The sequence below is a fragment of the Nocardia sp. NPDC049220 genome (genome assembly GCF_040647855.1).
In the GTDB taxonomy this organism is placed as follows: Bacteria; Actinomycetota; Actinomycetes; order Mycobacteriales; family Mycobacteriaceae; genus Nocardia.
On the sequence record NZ_JBEZDA010000001.1, the window covers coordinates 1,167,755 to 1,190,911 of the forward strand.

Annotated in this window: 20 protein-coding genes; 19 read left to right on the forward strand and 1 reads right to left on the reverse strand. The window is 66.5% G+C overall.

The annotated features are described in order from the left end of the window. Nucleotides 1-3: 3 nt before the first annotated feature. The 7 genes from AB0C34_RS05185 to AB0C34_RS05215 all read left to right on the forward strand — a co-directional run bounded on the left by AB0C34_RS05185 (nt 4) and on the right by AB0C34_RS05215 (nt 9,401). A complete protein-coding gene (locus tag AB0C34_RS05185) occupies nt 4-1,494 on the forward strand; it encodes an NAD(P)/FAD-dependent oxidoreductase (protein WP_357067580.1) in 1,491 nt (496 codons plus the stop codon). 172 nt (nt 1,495-1,666) lie between these two features. Further along, on the forward strand, nt 1,667-2,083 hold the full coding sequence (yajC, locus tag AB0C34_RS05190) for a preprotein translocase subunit YajC (RefSeq protein WP_357067582.1): 417 nt from the start codon (nt 1,667-1,669) through the stop codon (nt 2,081-2,083). A gap of 120 nt (nt 2,084-2,203) precedes the next feature. Further along, nucleotides 2,204-4,024, forward strand: a complete 1,821-nt coding sequence (secD, locus tag AB0C34_RS05195; protein ID WP_357067583.1) for a protein translocase subunit SecD — start codon at nt 2,204-2,206, stop codon at nt 4,022-4,024. Nucleotides 4,025-4,031: 7 nt separating this feature from the next. Continuing rightward, nucleotides 4,032-5,270, forward strand: a complete 1,239-nt coding sequence (gene secF / locus AB0C34_RS05200) for a protein translocase subunit SecF (RefSeq protein WP_357067585.1) — start codon at nt 4,032-4,034, stop codon at nt 5,268-5,270. 19 nt (nt 5,271-5,289) lie between these two features. After that, nucleotides 5,290-7,011, forward strand: coding sequence for an ABC transporter substrate-binding protein (locus AB0C34_RS05205; protein ID WP_357067587.1), 1,722 nt, complete (start codon nt 5,290-5,292; stop codon nt 7,009-7,011). A 41-nt stretch (nt 7,012-7,052) separates the two neighbouring features. Beyond that, complete coding sequence (locus AB0C34_RS05210; RefSeq protein ID WP_357067589.1) at nt 7,053-7,625, forward strand: adenine phosphoribosyltransferase; 573 nt, start codon at nt 7,053-7,055, stop codon at nt 7,623-7,625. Nucleotides 7,626-7,811: 186 nt separating this feature from the next. Continuing rightward, entirely contained in the window at nt 7,812-9,401 is a 1,590-nt protein-coding gene (locus AB0C34_RS05215) for an ATP-binding cassette domain-containing protein (RefSeq protein WP_357067591.1), read from the forward strand. 84 nt (nt 9,402-9,485) lie between these two features. Here AB0C34_RS05215 and AB0C34_RS05220 read toward each other — a convergent pair whose 3' ends face one another. Beyond that, nucleotides 9,486-9,818 (reverse strand): YnfA family protein, encoded by a 333-nt coding sequence (locus AB0C34_RS05220; RefSeq protein ID WP_357067593.1) that lies wholly within the window; start codon nt 9,816-9,818, stop codon nt 9,486-9,488. Nucleotides 9,819-10,364: 546 nt separating this feature from the next. On the opposite strand from AB0C34_RS05220, the gene AB0C34_RS05225 reads away from it, so the two are divergent. The 12 genes from AB0C34_RS05225 (at nt 10,365) to AB0C34_RS05280 (ending at nt 23,154) form a co-directional block, all read left to right on the forward strand. Beyond that, nucleotides 10,365-12,767, forward strand: a complete 2,403-nt coding sequence (locus AB0C34_RS05225) for a RelA/SpoT family protein (RefSeq protein ID WP_357067595.1) — start codon at nt 10,365-10,367, stop codon at nt 12,765-12,767. A 311-nt stretch (nt 12,768-13,078) separates the two neighbouring features. Beyond that, the gene (locus AB0C34_RS05230) at nt 13,079-14,674 is read left to right on the forward strand and encodes a cutinase family protein (RefSeq protein WP_357067597.1); all 1,596 of its coding nucleotides are present in this window, start codon (nt 13,079-13,081) and stop codon (nt 14,672-14,674) included. 57 nt (nt 14,675-14,731) lie between these two features. Next, complete coding sequence (locus AB0C34_RS05235; RefSeq protein ID WP_357067599.1) at nt 14,732-15,688, forward strand: hypothetical protein; 957 nt, start codon at nt 14,732-14,734, stop codon at nt 15,686-15,688. Nucleotides 15,689-15,703: 15 nt separating this feature from the next. Further along, on the forward strand, nt 15,704-16,582 hold the full coding sequence (locus AB0C34_RS05240; RefSeq protein WP_357067601.1) for a hypothetical protein: 879 nt from the start codon (nt 15,704-15,706) through the stop codon (nt 16,580-16,582). Beyond that, complete coding sequence (locus tag AB0C34_RS05245; protein WP_357067603.1) at nt 16,579-17,238, forward strand: hypothetical protein; 660 nt, start codon at nt 16,579-16,581, stop codon at nt 17,236-17,238. The genes AB0C34_RS05240 and AB0C34_RS05245 overlap by 4 nt, the downstream gene beginning before the upstream one ends. A 55-nt stretch (nt 17,239-17,293) precedes the next feature. Further along, the gene (locus tag AB0C34_RS05250; protein WP_040692318.1) at nt 17,294-17,590 is read left to right on the forward strand and encodes a hypothetical protein; all 297 of its coding nucleotides are present in this window, start codon (nt 17,294-17,296) and stop codon (nt 17,588-17,590) included. Between the two features lie 8 nt (nt 17,591-17,598). Continuing rightward, nucleotides 17,599-17,874, forward strand: coding sequence for a hypothetical protein (locus tag AB0C34_RS05255; RefSeq protein ID WP_357067605.1), 276 nt, complete (start codon nt 17,599-17,601; stop codon nt 17,872-17,874). Between the two features lie 31 nt (nt 17,875-17,905). Beyond that, on the forward strand, nt 17,906-18,562 hold the full coding sequence (locus AB0C34_RS05260) for a hypothetical protein (RefSeq protein WP_357067607.1): 657 nt from the start codon (nt 17,906-17,908) through the stop codon (nt 18,560-18,562). Further along, nucleotides 18,559-19,371, forward strand: coding sequence for a hypothetical protein (locus AB0C34_RS05265; protein WP_357067609.1), 813 nt, complete (start codon nt 18,559-18,561; stop codon nt 19,369-19,371). The genes AB0C34_RS05260 and AB0C34_RS05265 overlap by 4 nt, the downstream gene beginning before the upstream one ends. Further along, nucleotides 19,365-20,204 carry a hypothetical protein gene (locus tag AB0C34_RS05270; protein WP_357067610.1) on the forward strand — a complete coding sequence of 280 codons (840 nt, stop codon included), beginning with the start codon at nt 19,365-19,367 and terminating at the stop codon, nt 20,202-20,204. Before AB0C34_RS05265 ends, AB0C34_RS05270 begins: the two co-directional genes overlap by 7 nt. A gap of 38 nt (nt 20,205-20,242) precedes the next feature. After that, a complete protein-coding gene (locus AB0C34_RS05275; protein WP_357067612.1) occupies nt 20,243-21,667 on the forward strand; it encodes a hypothetical protein in 1,425 nt (474 codons plus the stop codon). Next, nucleotides 21,664-23,154, forward strand: coding sequence for an SCO6880 family protein (locus AB0C34_RS05280; RefSeq protein WP_357067614.1), 1,491 nt, complete (start codon nt 21,664-21,666; stop codon nt 23,152-23,154). Before AB0C34_RS05275 ends, AB0C34_RS05280 begins: the two co-directional genes overlap by 4 nt. The last annotated feature ends 3 nt before the right edge of the window (nt 23,155-23,157 follow it).

The following is a 23,157-nucleotide window of genomic DNA, read 5'->3' on the forward strand; positions in this document are numbered from 1 at the left end:
GGCGTGGCGCCTCAGTACGACGCGGTCGTGGTCGGTGCGGGATTCGGCGGTATGGGAGCGGGGATCGAGCTCGACCGGCTCGGTCTGAGCAACTATGTGATTCTCGAGCGCGAAGATGATCTCGGCGGCACCTGGCACGTCAACCGGTATCCGGGTCTGGCAGTCGATATCGCCTCGGTCACCTACTCGTATTCGTTCGAGCCGAACCCATACTGGTCACGGCTGTTCGCGCCGGGCACGGAACTGAAGAAATACGCCGAGCACGTCGCCGCCAAGTACGGCTTACGGCGGCGGATGCGGTTCGGCACCGTAGTGGACGGCGCCCGCTGGGACGAGGAGCACGAGCAGTGGGTGGTGTCCGTCACCGGCGGCGAGACGATCACCGGCCGGTATCTGCTCACCGCGACGGGGTTCCTCTCCCAGCCCTACACCCCGCCGTTTCCGGGTATCGACGGGTTCGCGGGCAAGATCATCCACACCACCGCATGGGACGACGACTTCGACCTCGCCGGCCGTAGAGCCGCGATCATCGGCACCGGCGCCACTGCCGTGCAATTGGTGCCCGAGGTCGCCAAAAAGGCGGAGGCGCTCACGGTCTTCCAGCGCACCCCGATCTGGGTGGTGCCGAAGATCGACGCGGCGATCCCTGCCCCCATCCGGATGCTGTTCGCGCGCGTCCCCGCCACGCAGAAGGTTGCGCGGCTGATCAACACGAGCATGCTCGAGGCGCTGATGGTGGCCGGTGTACTGCACTTCAAACAGGTCAAGCTGATGAACAAGGGTGCGGGCGTGCTGGCCAAGGCGCACCTGCGCGTATCGGTACGTGACAAGCAGACGCGTGCGCAGCTCACACCGCACTACGATTTCGGCTGCAAGCGGCCCACGTTCTCCAACCAGTACTTCACGACGTTCAATCAGCCGCACGTGCGACTGGAGACGACCCCGATCGACCATATCGAGGCCGACGGCATCGTCACCGTCGACGGGCACAAAACCGAGATCGATACGCTGATCCTGGCCACCGGCTTCAACCTGTGGGACGTGAACTTTCCGGCTATCGAGATCATCGGCCGCGGCGGGATGAACCTCGGAAAGTTCTGGCGCGATAACCGGTTCCAGGCCTACGAGGGCATCACCGTGCCGAAGTTCCCGAACTTCCTCAGCCTCAACAGCCCGTACTCCTACAGCGGGCTGTCTTACTTCACCACCATCGAAGCGCAGATGAAGCACATGGGCAGACTGTTCGGCGAGTTACGGCGCCGCGGCGAGACCACCTTCGAGGTGACCGAGCGGGCCAACGCCGATTTTCTGGACCGCGTGACCACCAAGCTCGGCTCCTCGGTCTTCTACGGTGGCGACTGCGCCACCGCACGCAGCTATTACTTCAACCCGCACGGCGAGGCCGCCCTGCTGCGTCCCACCAGCACCCTCAACGCGCACCGAGAGGCGGTCAGCTTCCCCCTGGACGATTATGCCTACGGTACGACCGGTTGAACTTCGCCACCGATCGGCGGCACACACGGTCCCGCCGATCGGTGGCGAGTCGGTGTGTGAAGAGCGTCGTAGCTGCCCAGCGGGTGTGCGGGTGTGGCGCCGACGCAACGAACTGGCAGACTGTGTGGGTACTTGTCCATCCCACCCACGAAACTAGGGACTGACTTCGACGATGGAACTTCTGTTTCCACTGCTACTGGTAGCCCTGCTCGTGCCGATGTTCCTCGGTGTCCGCCGTCAGAAGCGGGAGACCGAGAAGGTCTCGAACATGCAGGACAGCCTGAAGGTCGGCGATCAGGTGATCACGACATCGGGGCTCTACGGCACCGTGGTCGAACTCGATGACACCACGGTCGACCTCGAGATCGCCGAGGACGTGGTCACCACGTGGCTGCGCCAGGCTGTCCGTGAGGTGCGCCAAGACGAGGTGAGCGCCGATCCGGCGGACTCGGACGCGACCGGCTCGGATGTCACGGGCTCGGACGCGACCGACTCGGAGCCGACCAGCGCCGATGCCACGGGCCCGTCCGCGACCGACGCCCTCGAGGAATCCGCCGAGCAGACCGAGACCCGGCTGACCAAGGACTGATTCTTCTACTGGTTTGTGCCCCGCGCGCCGGAAGTCGCCGCGGCCCCGTCCGCGCACCCGGCGGCGTTGGTGCATGTCCGCCTGTTCCATCCTCGAATTCCGCCTAGGAGATGACGTACTGTGCCACCTTCCCAGGGATCGGCGCACCCGCTCCGGCTGCTCGGTGTCTTCGCCGGGCTGCTGGCCGTGGTCTATGCGCTGGTGTTCTTCACCGGTGACAAGTCCTTTACACCCAAACTCGGCATCGACCTGCAAGGTGGCACCCGGGTCACGCTATCGGCCCGGACACCGGACGGCAGCAAACCGAGCCAGGACAGCCTGAAGAAGGCACAGGACATCATCGAGAACCGGGTGAACGGCCTCGGCGTATCCGGGTCCGAGGTCGTCATCGACGGCAGCAACATCGTCATCACCGTGCCCGGTGACGATGGGCAACAAGCGCGTGCGCTGGCAACCACCGCCAAACTCTACATTCGACCCGTTTTGCAAGCGGTGCCCGCCGCGGGGCGCGGTGCGACCCCGCAAACCACTCCGGGTGCGCAGCCTGCGCCCGGTGCAGAGTCGGTGCCCGGCGCACAGCCCACACCCGGTGGACAGTCTGTCCCGGGTGCGCAGCTCGCCCCCGGCGCGCAGCCGGTGCCCGGTGCGCAGCCGGTGCCCGGTGCGCAGCTCGCCCCTGGTGCGCAGTCGGTGCCCAGCGCTACGCAGCTCGTGCCCGGCGCCCAGTCGGGTTCGCCGGAGGCGACGCATTCCGAGCAGACGCCGGCTCCGCAGCAGCGTGTGTTCCCCGCGCAGGCCCCGCCGTCGCCGAATCCCGGCCTCAATCCCACCGAGGAGGCCACCCGGGAGATCCAGGCGGCCAAGGCGCAGCGTCAGAGCACCGATCCGTCCGTGCAACAGGCCGCGTTGGGCTCGCTGGATTGCGCCAAGCCGGATCCGCTGACCGGCAACGACGACCCCGCCCTGCCGTTGGTGAGCTGCTCTACCGACGGCACCGAGGTGTTCTTGCTCGACAAGAGTCGCATCGACGGCCAGGAGATCAAGGACGCCAGTGCGGGACTGAACCAGCAGCAGGCTCGGCATGAGGTCTCCCTCGAGTTCAAGTCCGCCGGCAGTGACGCGTGGGCAACGCTGACCGGTGAGTATGTCTACAAGCGGGTCGCGTTCGTGCTCGACTCCAAGGTGGTAAGTGCGCCGGTTGTGCAGCAGGGTCCGCAGCAGGGCGGCCGCACGCAGATCTCGGGCAACTTCACCGCTTCGACAGCGAAGGAACTGGCGAACACCCTGAAGTACGGTTCGCTGCCATTGTCGTTCCAAACCTCCGAGGCCGAGACGGTGTCCGCGACGCTGGGTCTGTCTTCACTGAAAGCGGGCCTGATCGCGGGTGCGGTTGGTCTGGTCGTGGTGCTGCTCTACTGCCTGCTCTACTATCGAATGCTCGGCTTCCTCACCGGATTGTCCCTGGTGGCGTCCGGATTCGCGGTCTACGGCATCATGGTGCTACTGGGGCGATGGATCGGCTTCACCCTCGACCTCGCCGGTATCGCCGGTTTGATCATCGGTATCGGCATGACCGCCGACTCGTTCGTCGTCTTCTTCGAACGCATCAAGGACGAGATGCGAGAGGGCCGCAGCTTCCGCTCCGCGGCGCCGCGCGGCTGGCAGCGTGCCCGCCGTACCATTCTGTCGGGCAACGCGGTCAGCTTCATCGCCGCGGCGGTGCTCTATATCCTCGCGGTCGGCCAGGTGAAGGGTTTCGCGTTCACCCTCGGCCTCACCACGATCTTGGACGTGGTCGTGGTGTTCCTGGTGACGTGGCCACTGGTGCTGATCGCCTCGCGGACTGCGTTCTGGTCCAAGCCGTCGGTGAACGGACTCGGCGCGATCCAGCAGGTAGCCCGTGAGCGGAAGGCGGCCGAGGCCGCCCTCGGGAAGGCGTGAGGACGCGATGACCAACAGCCACACCACCCCGTCACTCGGCAAGGTGAGTCCGACCGAGATCACCGATGTCTTCGCGGCGGTCGTCGACGAGCCATCTTCGCCGAAGCACGGCTTTTTGAACCGGCTCTACACCGGAACCGGCGCCATCGATGTCATCGGCAAGCGACGGATGTGGTACCTCATCACCGCCGTGATCGTGCTGATTTCGTTGGGCAGCATGATCTTCCGCGGATTCAACTTCGGTATCGATTTCGAGGGCGGTTCGCGGATCCAGTTCCCGGCTGGGACCGCGACCACCGGCCAGGTCGAGGAGATCTACCGCGGCACGATCGGCACCGATCCGGTGTCCGTACAGACCGTCGGCACCGGTGGATCGGCCACGATGCTGATCCGTTCGAAGGCGCTGAACCAGAGCCAGGTGGAGGCGCTGAACAACTCGCTGTTCGGCAAGTTCCAGCCGAAGGACAAGAACGGCAATCCGAGTCGGGCCGCGATCAGCACCTCGGACGTCAGCGAGACCTGGGGCGGTCAGATCACCAAGAAGGCGCTCATCGCCCTCGCGGTATTCCTCGTGTTGGTCGCGGTATACATCGCGGTCCGATTCGAGTTCCACATGGCGATAGCGGCACTCGCCGCGCTGGCCTTCGATGTGACCGTGACCGCCGGCGTGTACTCGATTGTCGGATTCGAGGTCACCCCGGCGACGGTCATCGGCATCCTGACCATTCTCGGCTTCTCGCTCTACGACTCGGTGGTGGTCTTCGACAAGGTCGACGAGAACACCCACGGCATCCTGCACCTGACCCGGCGCACCTACGGCGAGCAGGCCAACCTCGCGATCAACCAGACGCTGATGCGCTCGATCAACACCGCACTGATCGGTATCCTGCCGATCGTCGGCCTGATGGTGATCGCGGTCTGGATGCTGGGCGTCGGCACCCTCAAGGACCTGGCGTTGGTCCAGTTGGTCGGCCTGCTGGTCGGCACCTATTCCTCGATATTCTTCGCGACGCCGCTACTGGTGTCGATCAAAGAGCGCTGGGGACCGGTCGCGGCGCACACCAAGCGGGTGCTGGCCAAGCGGGCAAACGCGGCCGGAGCCCGCGCCGGTGTCGCGGCCGAGCGCAGGGCCACCATGGCGGCGGGCCGGGACTTCGACGAGTCGCCGAGCAGACAGCGCTCCGCTGGATCGGCGCCCCGGCCAGGCGCCAGGCCGAGCGGGAAACGACACAAAAGGCGGAACTGACAACAGGCGGAGGGGTTCCATGCGACAGCCACGCACAGCAGGACGACTGATCGGAGCGCTTGTTGCGGGCACCCTGGCCGCCGGGCCGGTGGTCGGCTGCTCCAGCACGAACCACGTGCCGTCGATCGGATACGCGACCGACGCCACCATCGCCAGCTACAACGGCGGCAGCACGCTCGGGGCCGCTTCCGGCTCTCGTGCGATATTCGCCCGAGTGCTCACCGGTTTCTTCTACACCGGGCCGGATGGCCAGCAGGTCGCCGACACCGACCTGGGCACCGCGAAGGAGGTGCCCGGGGAGGCGCAGACCATCCAGTACCGGCTCAATCCGGACGGTGTGTATTCCGACGGCGTGCCCACTTCGTGTGACGACCTGGTACTCGCCTGGGCCGCTCGAAGCGGGCGATTCACCAAACCGGGTGATCGCGGGCCGCTTCCGCTCTTCGACGCCGCCAGCACCGCGGGCTACTCCGATATCGAGCGGATCGACTGCCAGACCGGTTCGCGCGATGCCACCGTGGTCTTCCGGCCCGGTCGGCGTTACCTGCCCTGGCGCAACCTGTTCACCGCGGGCGAGCTGATGCCCGCGCACGTCGCGGCGCGGGTGGCGAATGTGCCCACTGTGGTGTCCGCCGTGCAAACCGGTGATTCGAACGCCCTCGGCAGGCTCGCCGAATTCTGGAATACCGGCTGGACTATTCCCGCCAGCGGCGATCTGGATCTGTCCCGGTTCCCCTCCTCGGGGCCCTACCGGATCGAATCGTTCAGCAAGGAAGACGGGTTGGTGCTGGTCGCCAACGAGCGCTGGTGGGGAAACAAGGCCGAGACCGGGCGCATCGTGGTCTTGCCCAAGACCATCGATCTGAAGGAGAAAATCGCGGAAAACGCCGTCGGTGTCGTCGATGTCGGCGCGGGCTCGGTGAAAGACCTCAGCCTGGACGGGTTTTCGATGCGCACCGTGGCCGGACGTGGCGCCGAACAGTTGGTGCTGGCGACCGGGGGAGTGTTCGCCTCGCTCGATGCCCGCCGGGCGTTCGCGCTGTGTCTGCCGCGCCAGGCGCTGTTCGATAAGCTCGGCAAGGTGCCGGACGCGCCGAAGACCGGACTCGGCTCGGGCCCGCTGAACGCCCATCTCGTACAGCAGGATTCGCTGCTGTATCCGGCGGTCATCGGTGCGGCCGACCGGTTCTCCGGCGGCGACGTGACCGGCGCGACCAAGGCGGTCGCCGCGTCGGGTGCGGCGAACCCGACCATCCGCATCGGTTACCTCCGTCCGGACGATCGCCGGGCGCAGACCGTCGCCATGATCGCCACGGCGTGCAAACCGGCAGGCATCACGGTGATAGATGCGGGATCGCCCGATTTCACCTCCGCTCAGCTCGCCGAGGGAAGGGTCGATGCCGTTCTGGGCAGCACCGCGGCCGTGCCCGGTCCGGCCGGATCGATCGCCGGGGTTGCCGCGACCAGCTCGTTGCGTACCGGTAGCGGGCTCAATGTCGGGCGGTTCGGCAATGGCCGTTACGATGCGATCACCGATCAGCTTGCGGCCGACGACAACTCGACCGCGCAGCTGAATCTGCTCACGGATGCCGAGAACCTGCTGTGGGCGGAACTGCCGAGTATCCCGTTGTTCGCCACCCCGCGCACCATCGCCTTCGGCAAGGGGCTGCGCAACGGTATCGCGGGTCCCACCCAGGCCGGGTCCGGCTGGAATATGGATCGGTGGGTGCTCGAGCGGTGATAGACGGTGTGGGTGATGTTCATGGAGAGGTGTCGATGAGGATGAGCAAACATGCGGCGATCGAGTCCGAAGACGTTGCCGCCGAACGGTCCACCAGGGCCGCCGAGATGGTCGACCAGCTGACCCGGTGGCGTGACGACTTCCCCACACCTGGTGTACGTTTCGCGGATCTCACTCCCGTCTTCGCCGATGCCGAGGGTTTCCGGGCGGTCGTGGACTGTCTTGCCGGCTGTGCGCCCGACGCCGATCTCGTCGCGGGCATCGACGCGCGCGGCTTCCTGCTCGGGGCAGGTGTCGCCGCGACTCTCGGCACCGGCGTGCTCGCGGTCCGCAAGGCGGGCAAGCTTCCGCCGCCGGTGATCAATCGGGAATACAGCCTCGAATACGGCACCGCCGCGCTGGAGATCCCGGCGGATGGTGTCGATCTGCGGGGCCGCAGGATATTGCTGCTGGACGACGTGCTGGCCACCGGCGGCACCCTCGCCGCCGCTGCCGGGCTCTTCCACCAGGCAGGCGCCGAAGTCGTCGCCGCAGCGGTGGTGCTGGAACTGACCTTCCTCAACGGCCGGGACCGGCAGGGGGACTATCCGCTCACCTCGATCGTGCGGATCTGACAGGTCCCACGAGCGCGCCACGATGTCGGTGTGATCGGAATATCGCTGGCGCGCGTGGCGCAACTGTGCTTAAGCTGTACGGGTCTCGTTCCCGTTGATCGGAGTCATGCCGTTGCTCTTCTGAGGTAGCCCTTCGGACGGCCCGCATTCGCGCGCCGTGTATCCGTTGCCATCTCGGGAGCCACGATGCCCAATCTTTCTCTTTCCGATCTCACTTTCTCCTGGCCGGATGGCACCTCGGTGTTCGACGGACTCGACGCCGTCCTCGGCGTCGGTCATATCGGCTTGGTCGGCGGCAACGGTGCGGGCAAGTCGACGCTGCTCCGGTTGATCGCCCGGGATCTGAAGCCCGCGCGCGGGTCGATCACGGTCGCCGGTCAGTTGGGGTATCTGCGGCAGGACCTGGGTCTCGCCCCGGGACAGCGCGTCGATGCCGTGCTCGGCATCGACGAGGTCCGAAAGGCGTTGCACCGAATAGAATCCGGGACCGTCGCCGAGGCGGATTTCGATACCGTCGGCAATCACTGGGATGTCGAAGAGCGGGCAGTCGCGTTATTGGGCAGGCTCGGATTGCAGTACCTCGCCGATTCGGTCGCGCAACTCGATCGCACGCTGGACACCCTGTCCGGCGGCGAGACGGTGCTGCTCGGATTGGTTGCCGAGTTGCTTGCCGAACCAGATGTGCTGCTGCTGGACGAGCCGACGAACAATCTGGATCGGGTTGCCCGCGAACGACTTTACGAGGTGATCACGCAGTTCTCCGGCACGGTCCTCACGGTCAGCCACGACCGCGAACTGCTGGAGCGGATGTCGGCCATCGCGGAGTTGCGGCACGGCGAACTGCGGCTGTTCGGCGGCAGATTCAGCGAGTACGAGCGGATTATCGAGGCCGAGCAGGAGGCTGCCCGCGCAATGATCCGGGATGCGCGTGGCGACGTGCGCAAGCAGGCGCGCGAGCTCGCGGATACACGCATCAAACTCGATCGCAGGCAGCGCTATGGGCAGAAGATGTGGAATCAGAAGCGGGAGCCGAAAATCGTTATGGGCGAACGCAAAAGGCAGGCGCAGGTTTCGGCGGGCAAACTGCGCAACAACCACATCGAGAAACTCGACACCGCTAAGGAGCAACTCGAGCAGGCGAAGGAACGTTTGCGCGACGATCGGGAGATCAGGGTCGATCTGCCTGGCACCCGGCTCTATCCCGGCCAGGACGTGATCGCACTGGATCAGCGGGAACTGGAATGCGGGCCGACCGTGACGTTACGGGTGTCCGGACCGGAGCGCATCGCGCTGACCGGGCGCAACGGGGTCGGAAAGACCACGCTGCTGCGTTGCCTCGCGGCGGAAGGACCGAAGGTGCCGTGGCGAATGCTGCCGCAGCGCTTGGACGTGTTCGACGAGCAGCGGTCGGTGTTCGAGAATGTGGCCTCGACGGCGCCGCACGCCTCGGCGGAGCGGATCAGAACCCAACTCGCCCGCTTCTTGTTCCGTGGCGCGGACGCCGACGTCGCAGCCTCGGCTTTGTCCGGTGGTGAACGTCTGCGGGCTGCGCTGGCGATGCTGCTTCTCGCCGAACCCGCACCGAAGTTGCTGCTGTTGGACGAGCCGACCAACAATCTCGACCTGTCCAGTCTGCGGCACCTCACGGAGGCGCTGGCCGGTTTCGAGGGTGCGCTGATCGTGGTCAGCCATGATCCGCGCTTTTTCGACGACATCGGGGTGACCCGGCGGCTGCAGCTCACCACGGACGGGCTGGCCGAGACATGGGCGAGCTAGTGGGCGATCTCGGCGACATCGTCCCAGCCCGCGTCCGTTCGAGTGTCCCCACCTGCCGACCTGGTGCCGGTCGGGACGACATAGTCAGTGGCGCGGCGCATACATGATGACCGCGACGCCGACCAGGCAGATGGCGGCACCGAGGTAGTCCCAGCGGTCGGGGTGGAATGCGTCGACGAGCATGCCCCACGCCAGCGAGCCCGCGACGAACACACCGCCGTAGGCGGCCAGGATCCGGCCAAAGTTCGGGTCGGGCTGAAAGGTGGCGACGAATCCGTAGGCGCCGAGGGCCACGACTCCCGCGGCGATCCAGGCGACGCCACGCTGCTCCCGCCAGCCCTGCCAGACCAGCCAAGCGCCGCCGATCTCCGCGAGCGCAGCGAGGAGGAACAGCAGCAGAGAGCGGGCGACGGTCATAGGGCGACGGTACCCAGCCCGTAGCCGGTGCCACATCCGACGGGACGAAGTTCAGTGAACGGGCAATGTGCGCTCGCGCACATCGGGGCCGGCGGAAGTCCGTTTCGCCACCGGTATGTCCGTGGGCGGCTGGTTCGGCCCAGCCTGCGTCCAGCAACCCTCGGCCGGATCCGAACGCCGCTGTAGATGCCGTCTGTCCCGGCCGGGTCCAGATCGCCACCGTCGCGGACTCTTGTAGTCGCAGCTGGAGACACGACGCACGTCTGTGTTGTCGGTCGTCGTTCGGCCCGGGAACGTCGGGGCTGTTGCCGGTCGGCCGGGCCACGTTCCGGTGACACATTCCCGGTCCGGCGGCCGCAACTGCGTCCGATATGTCACGGTTGCTGTGGTGATCGGACTCTCCGCCGGGTGCTCGTCCGTTGCCGCCCGCGCGCGTTCGGTGTCGGCTGATCGGACATGCGCGTTCAGGCCGGACTAAAGTTGGTGGTCCGGGCGGCTGCAGCGGTCGGATAGGGTGGTTCGATCGAGGCGCGGAGAGTAGGTGGCATGACTCAGCATCTGGGCGAGGCGAAGGTCGAGCAAGCGGCAGCGACCCCGAAGTCGAATGGCGCCGCCACTGATGCTGCACAGCAGAATCCGCTGGCGGCGGAGAGTGCGGCGCCCCCGCGGCAGCCCGGCGCCCCCGCTGCCGTCCCGACCTCGGCCTCGCGCCGTGTACGCGCGCGGCTGGCGCGCCGGATGACCGGTCAGCGCGGCATCGCGGCGGTCAAACCGGTGCTCGAGCCGCTGGCCACCGTGCACCGTGAGCTGTATCCGAAGGCGAACCTGACGTTGCTGCAACGCGCGTTCGACGTCGCCGACGATCGGCACAAGCATCAATTCCGCAAGTCCGGTGACCCGTACATCACCCACCCGCTCGCCGTCGCCAACATCCTGGCCGAACTCGGTATGGACACCACCACGCTGGTGGCCGCGCTCCTGCACGACACGGTCGAGGACACCGGTTACAGCCTCGAGCAGCTCACCGAGGACTTCGGCACCGAGGTCGCGCACCTGGTCGACGGCGTCACCAAACTGGACAAGGTCAACCTCGGCGCGGCCGCCGAGGCGGAGACGATCCGCAAGATGATCATCGCGATGGCGCGCGACCCGCGCGTGCTGGTGATCAAGGTGGCCGACCGGTTGCACAATATGCGGACCATGCGCTTCCTGCCGCCGGAGAAGCAAGCCAAGAAAGCCAAGGAAACCCTGGAAGTCATTGCACCCCTTGCTCATCGTCTCGGAATGGCGACCGTCAAGTGGGAACTGGAGGACCTCGCCTTCGCAATTTTGCATCCGAAGAAGTACGACGAGATCGTTCGGTTGGTGGCAGACCGTGCGCCCTCACGCGACACCTATCTGGCGAAGGTGCGGGCCGAGATCGTCAACACGCTGGCCGCCTCGCGGATCAGCGCGATCGTGGAAGGTCGCCCCAAGCATTACTGGTCGATCTACCAGAAGATGATCGTCAAGGGTAAGGACTTCGACGACATTCACGACCTGGTCGGTATCCGCATCCTCTGCGACGAGGTGCGCGACTGCTACGCCGCGGTCGGTGTGGTGCATTCGCTGTGGCAGCCGATGGCGGGCCGGTTCAAGGACTACATCGCCCAGCCGCGCTATGGCGTCTACCAGTCGCTGCACACGACCGTGGTCGGTCCGGACGGCAAGCCGCTGGAGGTGCAGATCCGCACGCAGGACATGCACCGTACCGCCGAGTTCGGCATCGCCGCGCACTGGCGCTACAAGGAGACCCGCGGCAAGCACTCCACCGACACCGCCGAGGTCGACGATATGGCGTGGATGCGCCAGTTGCTCGACTGGCAGCGTGAGGCGGCGGATCCGGCCGAGTTCCTGGAATCGCTGCGCTTCGACCTGAAATCGCCGGAGATCTTCGTGTTCACTCCGAAGGGCGATGTGATCACGCTGCCGCAGAAGTCGACGCCGGTCGACTTCGCCTATGCCGTGCACACCGAGGTCGGTCACCGCTGCATCGGCGCCAGAGTGAACGGGCGCTTGGTCGCGCTGGAGCGTCAGCTGGAGAACGGTGAGGTCGTCGAGGTGTTCACCTCGAAGGCGCAGAACGCGGGACCGAGTCGCGATTGGCAGAACTTCGTGGTGTCGCCGCGGGCCAAGGCAAAGATTCGGCAATGGTTCGCCAAGGAGCGGCGCGAGGAGGCCCTGGAGAGCGGTAAGGAGCAGATCTCCAAGGAGGTCCGTCGCGTCGGACTACCGTTGCAGCGGCTGATGAGCGTCGATGCGATGACCGCGGTCGCGCACGAACTGCACTACACCGACATCTCCACGCTCTACACCGCCGTCGGTGAGCACCAAGTGTCCGCGCACCACGTGGTGCAGCGGTTGATGGCCCAGCTCGGCGGCATCGGCGACGTGGAAAACGAGCTGGCCGAGCGTTCCACGCCGTCGACGACGCCGAGCAGGCAGCGGGTCACCGGCGACGCGGGAGTGCTGATTCCCGGGGCGCCCGGCACCGTCGCCAAGCTGGCGAAGTGCTGCACCCCGGTACCCGGCGACGAGATCATGGGTTTCGTGACCCGTGGTGGCGCGGTGAGTGTGCACCGCACCGATTGCACCAACGCGGGCTCCCTGCGTGACCAAGCCGAACGGATCATCGAGGTGTCCTGGGCGCCCTCACCATCCTCGGTGTTCCTGGTCGCCATCCAGATCGAGGCGTTGGACCGTACCCGGCTGCTGTCGGACGTGACGAAGGTGCTGGCCGACGAGAAGGTGAACATCTTGTCCGCGTCGGTCGCCACGCACGGCGACCGGGTGGCGATCAGCAAGTTCACCTTCGAGATGGGCGACCCGAAACACCTGGGGCACTTGTTGAATGTGGTGCGCAACGTCGAAGGCGTCTACGACGTCTACCGTGTCACCTCCGCGGCCTGACCGGCGGACATCTACCGCCCTTGCGGGTAGCTGTGAACTAGCCATCAGCTCGAGGGCCTTCGCGTGATCAAGTGGCGCGCCGACGAAATCGGTCGCCGCCCGAGCCTGTCGGAAACTTGTCGGACCGTATCCCGCGGCGTGCCATGGCATGTCGCGTGTGAGCTGATGTTTCATGGAAGATTTCCGCCGATGCGGCAGCTAGGGCTGGAATCTGTTACGGTCTATTGCGTTTCATGGTGTTGAGGGTAGTTGCGGCAAACACGACTTGATTGCGGATTGCTATGACTGGATGTTCGGCAGGGTTCCCGGGGATGCTGGTCGCACTCGCCGTAACTGTGGCGACCGCCGGAACTGCGATAGCGGAACCGCCGAATCCCGTGGGCCCCTCGATGAAGATCGAACTCGCCACGTGTCCTGCGCTGTACGCGTTGGGGGTTCAGGGAACAGGTGAGTCGTCGCCGGACGCCGCCCCCACCACGGACACCGGCATGCTCTCGACGGTGTTCCGGCCGATGATGGCCAGGGCTGCCGATCCGGGCCTGGTCGATCGGGCTTATGTGCCCTATGAATCCGGCTTCGGTGGCGCTACGGCAGGAAGCGCGGTGCCGTACTCCGAGTCGGTGACCGGCGGCCTCGCCCGTCTGCGGACCATGGCCGACACTGTTGCCGACACGTGCCCGAACACGCGCTTCGCGGTGGTCGGTTACTCGCAGGGCGCCCACGTCGCGTCGGTGTTCGCGCAGGAGGTCGGCCAGGGTAACGGCGTGCTACCCGCTGAGAAGGTAGCGGCGGTAGCGCTGTTCGCCGACCCGACCCGCAATTCCGGTGCGCCACTGTTTCCCGGCGCACCCGGCAAGGCGACACCGGATGCCGCGCCGGGCACGTCGGGCGGGCGGCTCGCATCCATCGTCGCGCTACAGCAGGTGCCGGCCAGAGGCGGAGGCATCGGCCCGGAACGCGACAGAGCAGTCGATTTCGGCGCGCTCACCGGACGTGTGGCCAGCTTCTGCGCGGCGGGCGATCTCGCATGTGATGCTCCGGCTGGCGCTCCGATCCTGGGAGCGGTCGCCAACCTGGTCGGCCAGTCCAGACTCAGCGGCGGTGACCCGATCGCCTCGCTGATGTCGATCGCGCAGGCGCTGGCGTTCACCTCGATCAAGACCGCGACCGAGGTCGTCGACGAGGACATCCAGGGCAATTCGCTGGCCACCCTATCGATCTCGCCGCGCAAGTCGATCTCACAACGTCTCGCCGACGCGTCCGACCCGCGCACTCCGCTCGATCTGCCCGGCGCGCTGCAAGCCCTGCTGAAGGTCGGCATGATCGGTCTGAACGCGGTGGCAACGGTGGTCAAGACGATCATCGACCCGGCCGCTGTCTCGGCGCTGGCGACTGCCGGCTTGTCGAATCCACCTGCCGCGCTGCTGCGGCTCAGCACGGAACTGTCCGACGCGACGCCGCAGCTGATTCCGCCGACGACGGGCGTCCGGCTGGTCACCGAGGCGTTCGATGCGGTCGTGCAGAACATCACCGACAACAGCGAGTTGCTGAACACGACCACCTGGGTGCGGTACTGGGACACTATCCGCCGCCACGGCGCCTATGCCAGCGCGACCGTCGCGGCGAACGGCGAATCGCCCACCCAGTTCGTCGCCGACTGGTTCGCCGCCGTAGCCCGCGATGTGGCCGACCGGTTCGGCGGCAACACCGAGCCACGAGGCGCGGCGGCCAGGCGACCGAGCGGATTCTTCGGGGAGAGTTCCGGCGCGTCGCCGACGCCGACTTCGTCCGGTACGGGACAATTTCCGTTTGGGACAGGAGCCGATGGCGCCTCATCCGGAGGCGTGACATCGATTCCGCCCACCGATCGATCCGGCACATCCCGCACCTACCCGTTCTCCAACTGATCGCCGAGAGGGTCCGACGATGCGACACCACGTACCCGGCTCTGCGGGAATGGGGGAATGTTGAAGTCGTACAAACAACTTTCCCGCTGGTACGGCGCCCTCGAGCCGGACAAGGGCGCGCCGGAATCAGTGCACCCGGATGCAGCGAGCTCCGGGAAGGAAGACGACGAGCCCGCGCGCGGTCGGCGTTATCTCCGCGAAGACGACGAGCCGCGGCGCAGCCCATCCGACGACATTCCGGCAGATCTCCCCGCGCAGCGCAGCGAGTTCATCGGCGGCTGGTCGGATTGGGTGGCCGGTCGCGCCCCTGGCCCGGACGACCATTACGTCGTCCCGCGGCAGGTTGGTTTCGCACAGTTCCCGTGGGCCGACGACGAGCACGGCCAAGTAGATCGGGCCCGTCCGCCGGCATCCCGCGCGCCGCGCCGCGCCGTCCGCGAGCGTGCTCCCGCGCGCCGGGCCCGCGCGGTTGTCGTCCTGATCGTCGCGGTGGTGCTGTTCGGCGCGGCCGGTCTGTGCGTCCTGTTCTTGATGCATTCCTCCGGCAACCGCGCCGCGGCGCCGAAGGATTCGCTCGTGCCCGCCTCGGTGCAGTTCACCGTCGGTAGCGCGCGGGCCGGCGTCGGTGCGCGCCCGGTCGCCGGCGGTGCCTGCCCGACCGAACGTGGCGACGCGATCGTACGCAGTGCGGAGGCGGGTGGTACAGGCTCGGGGCCGGACGCGGTGCTGTCGTTCCAGTACGCCTATTACGTCGAGCGTTCCGGTGCGAGAGCCAGAGAGGTCGTCGCCCCGGATGCCGCTGTTCAGCCGGCCTGGGTCATCCAGCGCGGCATCGACACAGTGCCGGCGGGGACCGCGCATTGCGTGCGGATCGTGGAGATCGGCGACAACCGGTATTCGGTGGAGGTCACCGAGTACCGGTCAGGCGGCGTTCCCTCGACGTACAACAAGCAAACGGTCACCACAGCGGTGATCGGCGGCCGCACATTGATCACGGGCATCGTGGCCGGATAAAGGAGAGCAGAAGCGATGGGAGAGGACTGGAGCCGCTGGCTCGACGAGGCGCCCGAGGAGGGCGAATCGTCGGGTCGGCCGGTGCGCTCCAAGGCTCCGGTGGTGCGATTGCGGCGCGGTAAAGACGACGGTTCCGGGGCGGTACATCCACTACAGCGCCCGATTCTGGTGGTTGGCGGATGCGGTGGTGCGGGTACCACCACAACGGTGCTGGGAATCGCGGGCGAGCTCGGTATGGACGGCACGCCGACGGTCGCGGTGGACGCGACGGCGGCGGGTAGTGATCTCGCGCTGCGCGGTGCGGATGAGCATCTGCACCCGATCAGCCTACAGTCGTGGTTGTACGGACGCGGGGGGGATGAACCCGCGCCGTTGAAAGAATGTCTGTCGCGTGCCACCTCGGGTATCGGCCTGCTGTGGCGCGACGCTGAGCCACTGCGCAGACGTGCGACATACCTCACGGTGGCCCGTGCCGTGCGCGACGCGGGGTATACGGCGGTGTACGACGGAGGGACTCCGATTGCGGGCAGGCAACTGCGTCCGTTGCTCGACGATGCGGATGTTGCTCTGGTGCTGGTGATTCCGGCGCGCAACGACGCGGCCAACCGGCTCCGCGTCGCCTTGGAGTGGCTCGACGACCAGTTCGGTGATACCGCAGTGGGGCAGGGGAGCGGCATTGTCGGTGATACGACAATCGTTGTCTCACACCAGTATCCAGACGACGATTCGCGGGTAGCCGATCATTTGCGTGAGCATCTGTCCGGCTGGGTCCGCGACATCGAGGAAGTTCCGTACGATCCGCATCTGGCCCGCGGTGAACTCGTCCGGCACGAGGCACTGGCCGCCGAGACGCGACGGGCATATGGGCGGCTGCTCGTCGGGGTGGCATCATGACCGCCGCCATGATGTATCCACGCCAGCCCGAACCCGCGCCCGCCGGTGTGATCGCGCCACCGGAGTCCCGGCGCGCCGCCATCTGGGATCGTCCGGTGCCTGGTGTCGGCCGTGCTCCGCTGGTGTGGCTGCTGGGTGTGCACGGTGGTGCCGGAGCCAGTACCCTCGCGCATGTGCTTGCGCCCGCGGCGGATTCGGGCCGCCGCTGGCCCGGCGTCTTCGACCGCGAAAGTCCGTTCGTCGTCCTGGTCGCCAGGGAGACCATAGCCGGGCTGACTCGCGCCCATGACCTTCTGCGCCAGCATCTTTCCGGCTTGGCCGGTCCCTCCGACGTGCTCGGGTTGATCACCATCGCGGCGCGACCCGGAAGGATCGCCCCAGAGATCCGACGCTACCGCGACGTGGTCGGCTCGCTGTCCGGACAGCTGTGGCAGGTGCCCTGGTACGAGGAGTGGACGCTGGTCGAACCGGAGCAGTTGCCGGTGTGGTCGCCCGGTGACCCGCTGCCGCAGAAGAAACGCAAGCTCGATCCACTGGAGGAAGTACCGCTCGATGTCCGGTTGCTCGGCGCCGACATCGTGGCGGCGGCTCGAACGGCGCTGGAGGAGGCGACATTCGACTATCAGGCACCGGACCTCGGGAGGCGGGCCGATTAGTGAACGTACGCATCGAATCGGCCACAACCACACCACTATTCGAGAAAGGCATCCGATGAGCATGATCCTCCTCGCCGTGCAGGACACGTACGGCACCGTTCTCGCGCAAGTCGGTAACCCGACGCCTGAGGCACCTCCCGGATCGGAGAAGATCCTGCAGCTGGTGCGTTATCTGACCTGGTTCGTCCTGCTGTCCGGAATCTGCGGCATCACCTACGCGGGCGGCAAGTTCGCCTGGGAGAAGTGGACCGGCGGCGGTCTGGAGTCACCGAAGATGGTGGCGGGAGCCATGATCGGTGGTGTTGTCGCGACCAGCGCGGGCACCATCATGAACGCGGTCATCGGCACCTGATGTTCGCGATGCGTAGCGTGCGTGTGCCCGCAGCCGAGCTGCTGGCCTACAAGCAGATGCCCGCCGACGTCCTAGCGCCGCTCATGCAGCTGTTGAACTGGCTGCTGTGGTTCGTGCTGTTGGTGTGCCTGGCCTGGATGATCGTTTCGGCAGGCAAGCTGTGGATCGCGTTCCGTAGCGACCTGGCCATGAACGACTCCTCGCACGGCGTGCTGATGAGCTTGCTCGGTGCCACGGTGGCGAGTACTGCGTCGGGAATTGCCCTGGCGTTCCTGCCTGCGTGAGCCATCGGAACGGGACGAGGACGACGCGGGAATGAATTCCACAGTGATGCGGTCGAACGACGCCATAGCGCCGTCACAGCTCTGTCGCCGCCCGACGGCCGGAGTGGTCGGCGTCGCGTTGCTGCTGGCAGCGGTCGGGTGTGGCGGTGACGACGACCCGTCGGGTCCTGACCTGACCGCGGCGCCGACCGACGTGCGGTGGCAGCCGTTTCAGGGCGTGCCGCTGCCGCAGACCGGCCAGGGGCCTGCGTCGATGGCCGAGGGCGCCGCAACCGGTTTCGAGCACTCGCCGCGGGGCGCGGGCGTTGCCGCACTGATCCATTCGGTGCGGTTGGCGGTGTCCACGGACTCGCAATGGGCGAAAGTGGCTGCGCAGGAACTTGTTCCGGGGCCAGCGAAGGACGAGTGGGCGGTGAACCGGATGCAACTGTCGATCACGGGTCCGGCCGGGCCCGAGTTCGCACCGCGCCTGCTCGGCTACCAGATCACCGGCTATACCGATCAGCGATCCACCGTCGATGTGTTCACCGAGTACTCCGACAGTTCGAAGGCGGTGAACCACACGACCGTCGAATGGTTCGCCGGCGACTGGAGATTACAGCTGCCCGAACCGAATTCGATCGCCCGACCTATCGATTCGATCGACGCATTACCCACCGACATCGTGAAACTGGAGGCACCGACGTGAGCGACAAGGAGTCGTACGCGAACGACCGCGTCTCCTTCGGTGTCGTCGCGTCCGCCGCCGTGCTGGCGCTCATCGTGATCGTGGGCATTTTCGTCTTTGTCGGTCGCGATGATGACAGCGTGGATGGCCCCCCCGCGGCCTCAGGTGGTTCCGGCGGCGTCGGGTTCGCCTCGCCCGAGGTAGATATTCTCGGCAGGCGCGTGGATATTCCGAACAATGCTGCCGGACAAACACTTCCGCAGGCGCCGTCGCGGGAACGCAAGCCGGCCGACTCGGACTGGCTGACCGCTGCCCCGGAAGGGACCACGGCGCAATACGGCTGGCAGCGGGTATACGGCGCCTCCGTGCCGTTCTCCACCTCGGACGGGCCGACCCGTATCGAAGACGACCTGGCCGTCGGGTACTCGCACACGCCGCAGGGCGCGGTGCTGGCTGCCGCGCAGATCACCTATCGGCTCAACGCTCGCCCGGCCGACCGCGATCTGTATGTACGACAAGTCCGGGTTTCCGCCCAGCAGATCGCCGCGTACGACAAGGCGCTGGCCGACGATCGCCTGCCCGATCAGCAACCCGAGAAGGTGACCCGCTATTTCGTCGCCTCCGACGCGTTCAAAGTGGACGACTACGCCGACGATCTCGCCATCGTCCGCCTGGCCACCAGGGGGCCGGTGGTGGACGGTAAGCAGCTGTGGGCCGCGACGCGCCTGGTCATGGTGTGGGACGCGGGAGATTGGCGGTTGAAGCCGGCAACCACCAACAACGCCCAGACCGCATACATCGAGTCGTTGCAGGGGTGGACGAAATGGTAAGCGGAAAGAAATATTCTGGTCGCGCCTCGCTCGCGCTCATGGGCGGCGGTGCGGTGTTGGCCGTGGCGGTCATCGTGATCGTCACCGTGGCCGTTGTGGGGGATGGGGCTTCTCGGAGTGATCAGGCGTCGGCGGCGGGGCCGGTCTCACAGCCTGTGCCGATTGCGCCGACCGTCGCAGCGGGCTTTGCCGGGACCGACAAGGACTCGTTCGGCCATCCCTTCGATATCCCGAAAGAACCTGCTGGACAGGTACTTTCGCAGTTCGGAGGACCGCGTACGCCGACCGATCCGGAATGGCAGACCGCTGCCCCCGGGGGAATGGATCAGCAGGGTGGCTGGCAGCGAGTGTATGGCGGCCCGGTGATCCCGTTCTCGACTACCGATGGTCCGGCGCGCATAGCTGACGGTGTGCCACTGGGATTCACGAAGACTCCGCAGGGCGCCGTGCTCGCCGCAGAACAGATCTACTGGCGAACAGTGGCGCGTCCGACCGACCGGACGCTGTGGCAGCAATTGGTGATCCTCACGCCGGAGGAGTTCGCCGATCGGGAGCGGAAGATCGCCGAGGGCAAGGTGCCCAACGTACTGCCGGAAAGTGCCAAGCCCTTGTTGTTCGCGTCCGACGCATTCCGAATCGAAAGTTATGGTGACGATTTCGCTGTTGTTCGAATCGCCCGTAAGACCCGTGACTTTTTGCACGGCGGGCGAAGTTGGGTGGCCATGAGACTCAACGTGGTCTGGCGCGACGGTGCCTGGAAACTCAAGTCGTCCGCGAGCGACGCGCAGCCGCTCGAGACGATCGGCTCGATCGATGGGTGGACACAATGGTGAGGCGACTAGTCACAATCTTCGCGGTCATCTTTACGGTGATGATCGCTACGCCAACTGTGGCCTACGGCCAGACCTACGGCTTCGACGAGACGTGTAACGACATCCACGACACCCTGGACAACGTCGGACTGCCGGGGTTCTCCCTCGGTGATGCCGCATCGGCCGCATGCAAGGCGGGTAACGCCGCCTCGCACCCCGGCCAGGCGGCAACCGCGGTCAAGGACAAGGCATGGGACTCGACCTTCGGCAAGGTGGTCGACTCGCTGATGAACGGTCTCGGCGAGGCCATCATCCTGGCCTTGACTTTTTGGATGAAAGTACCCAACGAGGCGGTCAGCGACTCGGGTTCACTGTTCACCAAGATCAATGACTACACCTATCAAGCGCAGATCTTATTGCTGATAGCGTCGGTGATCCTGTCGGGCGCGCGATTGGCCGAGGCCAGACGGGGTGCCACGATGAACGAGGCGGCCGAGTCGTTTCGAATGTTCGCGCGGGTGGTGTTCAGCTCGTGGATGCTCGGCGCGGTGATCGTCGCGGGCACCCAGGCCTCGGATCGCTTTTCGGAGTGGATCATCAACGACTCGACCAATGGCAATGCCAAAGACCTCGCCGAGCTGATGGTGAAAACCAGTAAGTTGCAGGCGTTCTCGCCGGGTTTGGTGCTGATCATCGCGATCGTCGGCGTGCTCGGCGCACTGGCGCAGATCGTCCTGGCCATCGTCCGCCAGGGTCTGCTGGTGATCGCCGCCGGTGTCCTGCCGCTGGCGGCCGCCGCGTCGGGCATGAATGTGGGTAAGCAGTCGTATCAGAAGCTGATCGGTTGGATCATCGCGTTCATGCTGTGGAAACCGGTGGCGGCGATCGTGTACATGATCGCGTTCACCACGGCGGGCCATGTGGATGCGCTCACCGAGACCGGTGGTCTGCCCGACGGCGAGCAGGCGCAGCGCATGCTGGTCGCGATAGTGCTGCTGTGCAGCGTGGCGTTCGTGCTGCCCGCGCTGATGCGGCTGGTCACGCCTGCCGTCGCGATTGTGGGCAGCGGTGGTTCCGGTCTCACCGCGACCGGTGGCACCTTGATTGCTGTGGCGGGTCTCGGTGCCATGGGAACCAAGGCCGTCGGCGTCAAAAGCACCGCGGCGCCGGGTGCGGCGGGCTACGTGAGTGGCAGCGGAACGGGTCCGCGTCCCGGTGGGGCGGGCGGACCGCGCGGCGGCGCGCCACGGCCGACCCCCCCGCGGGGTGGTGGCGGTGGGCAGGGCGGCGCGGCACCGCGCGCCTCCGGGCCCGAGGGCGCCGCCGGAGTACCGTCCGGAGCGGGGCGGGCGGCAGGCCGGATCGGCGCGGCGCGTGCCGCTAGCGGCGGCCTGAACCGGGCCGACCAAGCCATGGGTGACGTCGCGGGCGACCGCTGGGCGAACCGTTCACCCGACCTCGGGAGGAGCACCATTCCGCGATGACATTCACCGACACCTACGAGCGGCGCTCGTACGGACTCTGGCAGAAGCCCCGCAGCGCAGGTCTTTTCGGCCTGCGGTGGGAGGAGACCGTGCTCGGCTTCGCGGTCGTGATCACGGCGCTGATCACGGCGATGGTCGGTGGCTTCCAATGGGGGGTGATCGTCGGCGGCACAGGCGTCGTCGTGATGGTGCCACTGGTGTGGCGGACGGGGGGCCGTTCGGGCTACGAGACGGGATTGATGATGTTCAACTGGATGCGCTCGCGCAGTCGCGGCGAGCACGTGTACCGGGGTGGCAGGTTCTCCCGAATCCCGGGCGGTGTCACCCGATTGCCTGGTCTGCTCGCGCCCTCCAAACTCTACGAGGGCATCGACGCGGGCGGCTACAGCTTCGGCATGATCCACCTCCCGCAGTTCGCGCAGTACACGGTGGTGTTGCGCGCGTGGCCGCAGGGTCATGAGGCGGTGGACCAGCCGGTCATCGACCGGTGGGTCTCGGCATGGGGCACTTTTCTCGCCTCGGTCGGTCAGACCAGTGACATCATCGCCGTCGTTCCGGTCATCGACACGGTGCCCGAAACCGGAAACCGTTTGCTTACCGAGGTTTCCACGATCACCCGGCCGGAGGCTCCGGAGCTGGCTCAGCAGGTGATGTACGAGCTGGCGACCGAGTTGCCGCAGGAACGGGTGCAGTTGCTGCCGCGCGTGGCGATCACCTTCAAGGCCACTACCGCCGAGCGGCGGAAGAACCCGGCCGAGGAGGCCGTCGAGATCGGCCGGAGGCTGCCGGGCATCTGTGCCGCGCTGGCGGAGGCGGGCGTGCGCGCGCAACCGATGTCGGCCGACGAGGTGATCTCGTTCATTCGGCGCAGTTACGACCCTGCCTCGCAGGCCGATCTGGAAGTCGCGGCGAGCGCACCCGAGGGCCACGGGTTGGACTGGGCGGACGCCGGGCCGGTCTCGCACGACGAGAAGTGGGACCACCTGCTGCACGACGGTGGCCGCTCGGTCACCTGGGAGATGGACGCCGCGCCGGAGGGCGCGGTCGACGAGCGGGTGCTGCAGCGACTGCTCGCGCCGAATCCTGAAGTGCCGCGCAAACGTATCGCCATTGTGTACCGTCCGCACTCGGCCGCCGACGCCGCCGAAATCGTGGACGACGACTTCAAGAACGCACTGGTGGCCCAGCAGAGCGAACGTGGTGTGGTGTCCGCGGCGGCGACTCTGCGGGTGGGCGCCACCCAGCAGGCCCGCGAGGAGCAGGCCAGGGGTCACGGTGTGACCCGCTTCGGGGCGTTGGTGACCATCACCGAGCCCCTGCGCGGCGACCTGCCGCGTATCGAAGCCATCACGCGCGACCTGTCGACTCAGGCGCGTTTGAAGATTCGGCGGTGTTACCGCTACCAAGCGGCGGCCTTCGCGGCTTCGCTGGGTTGCGGGGTGATCCTGCCGGAACACGCGACAATTCCCAAGGCACTGGCGGGGTGAGCG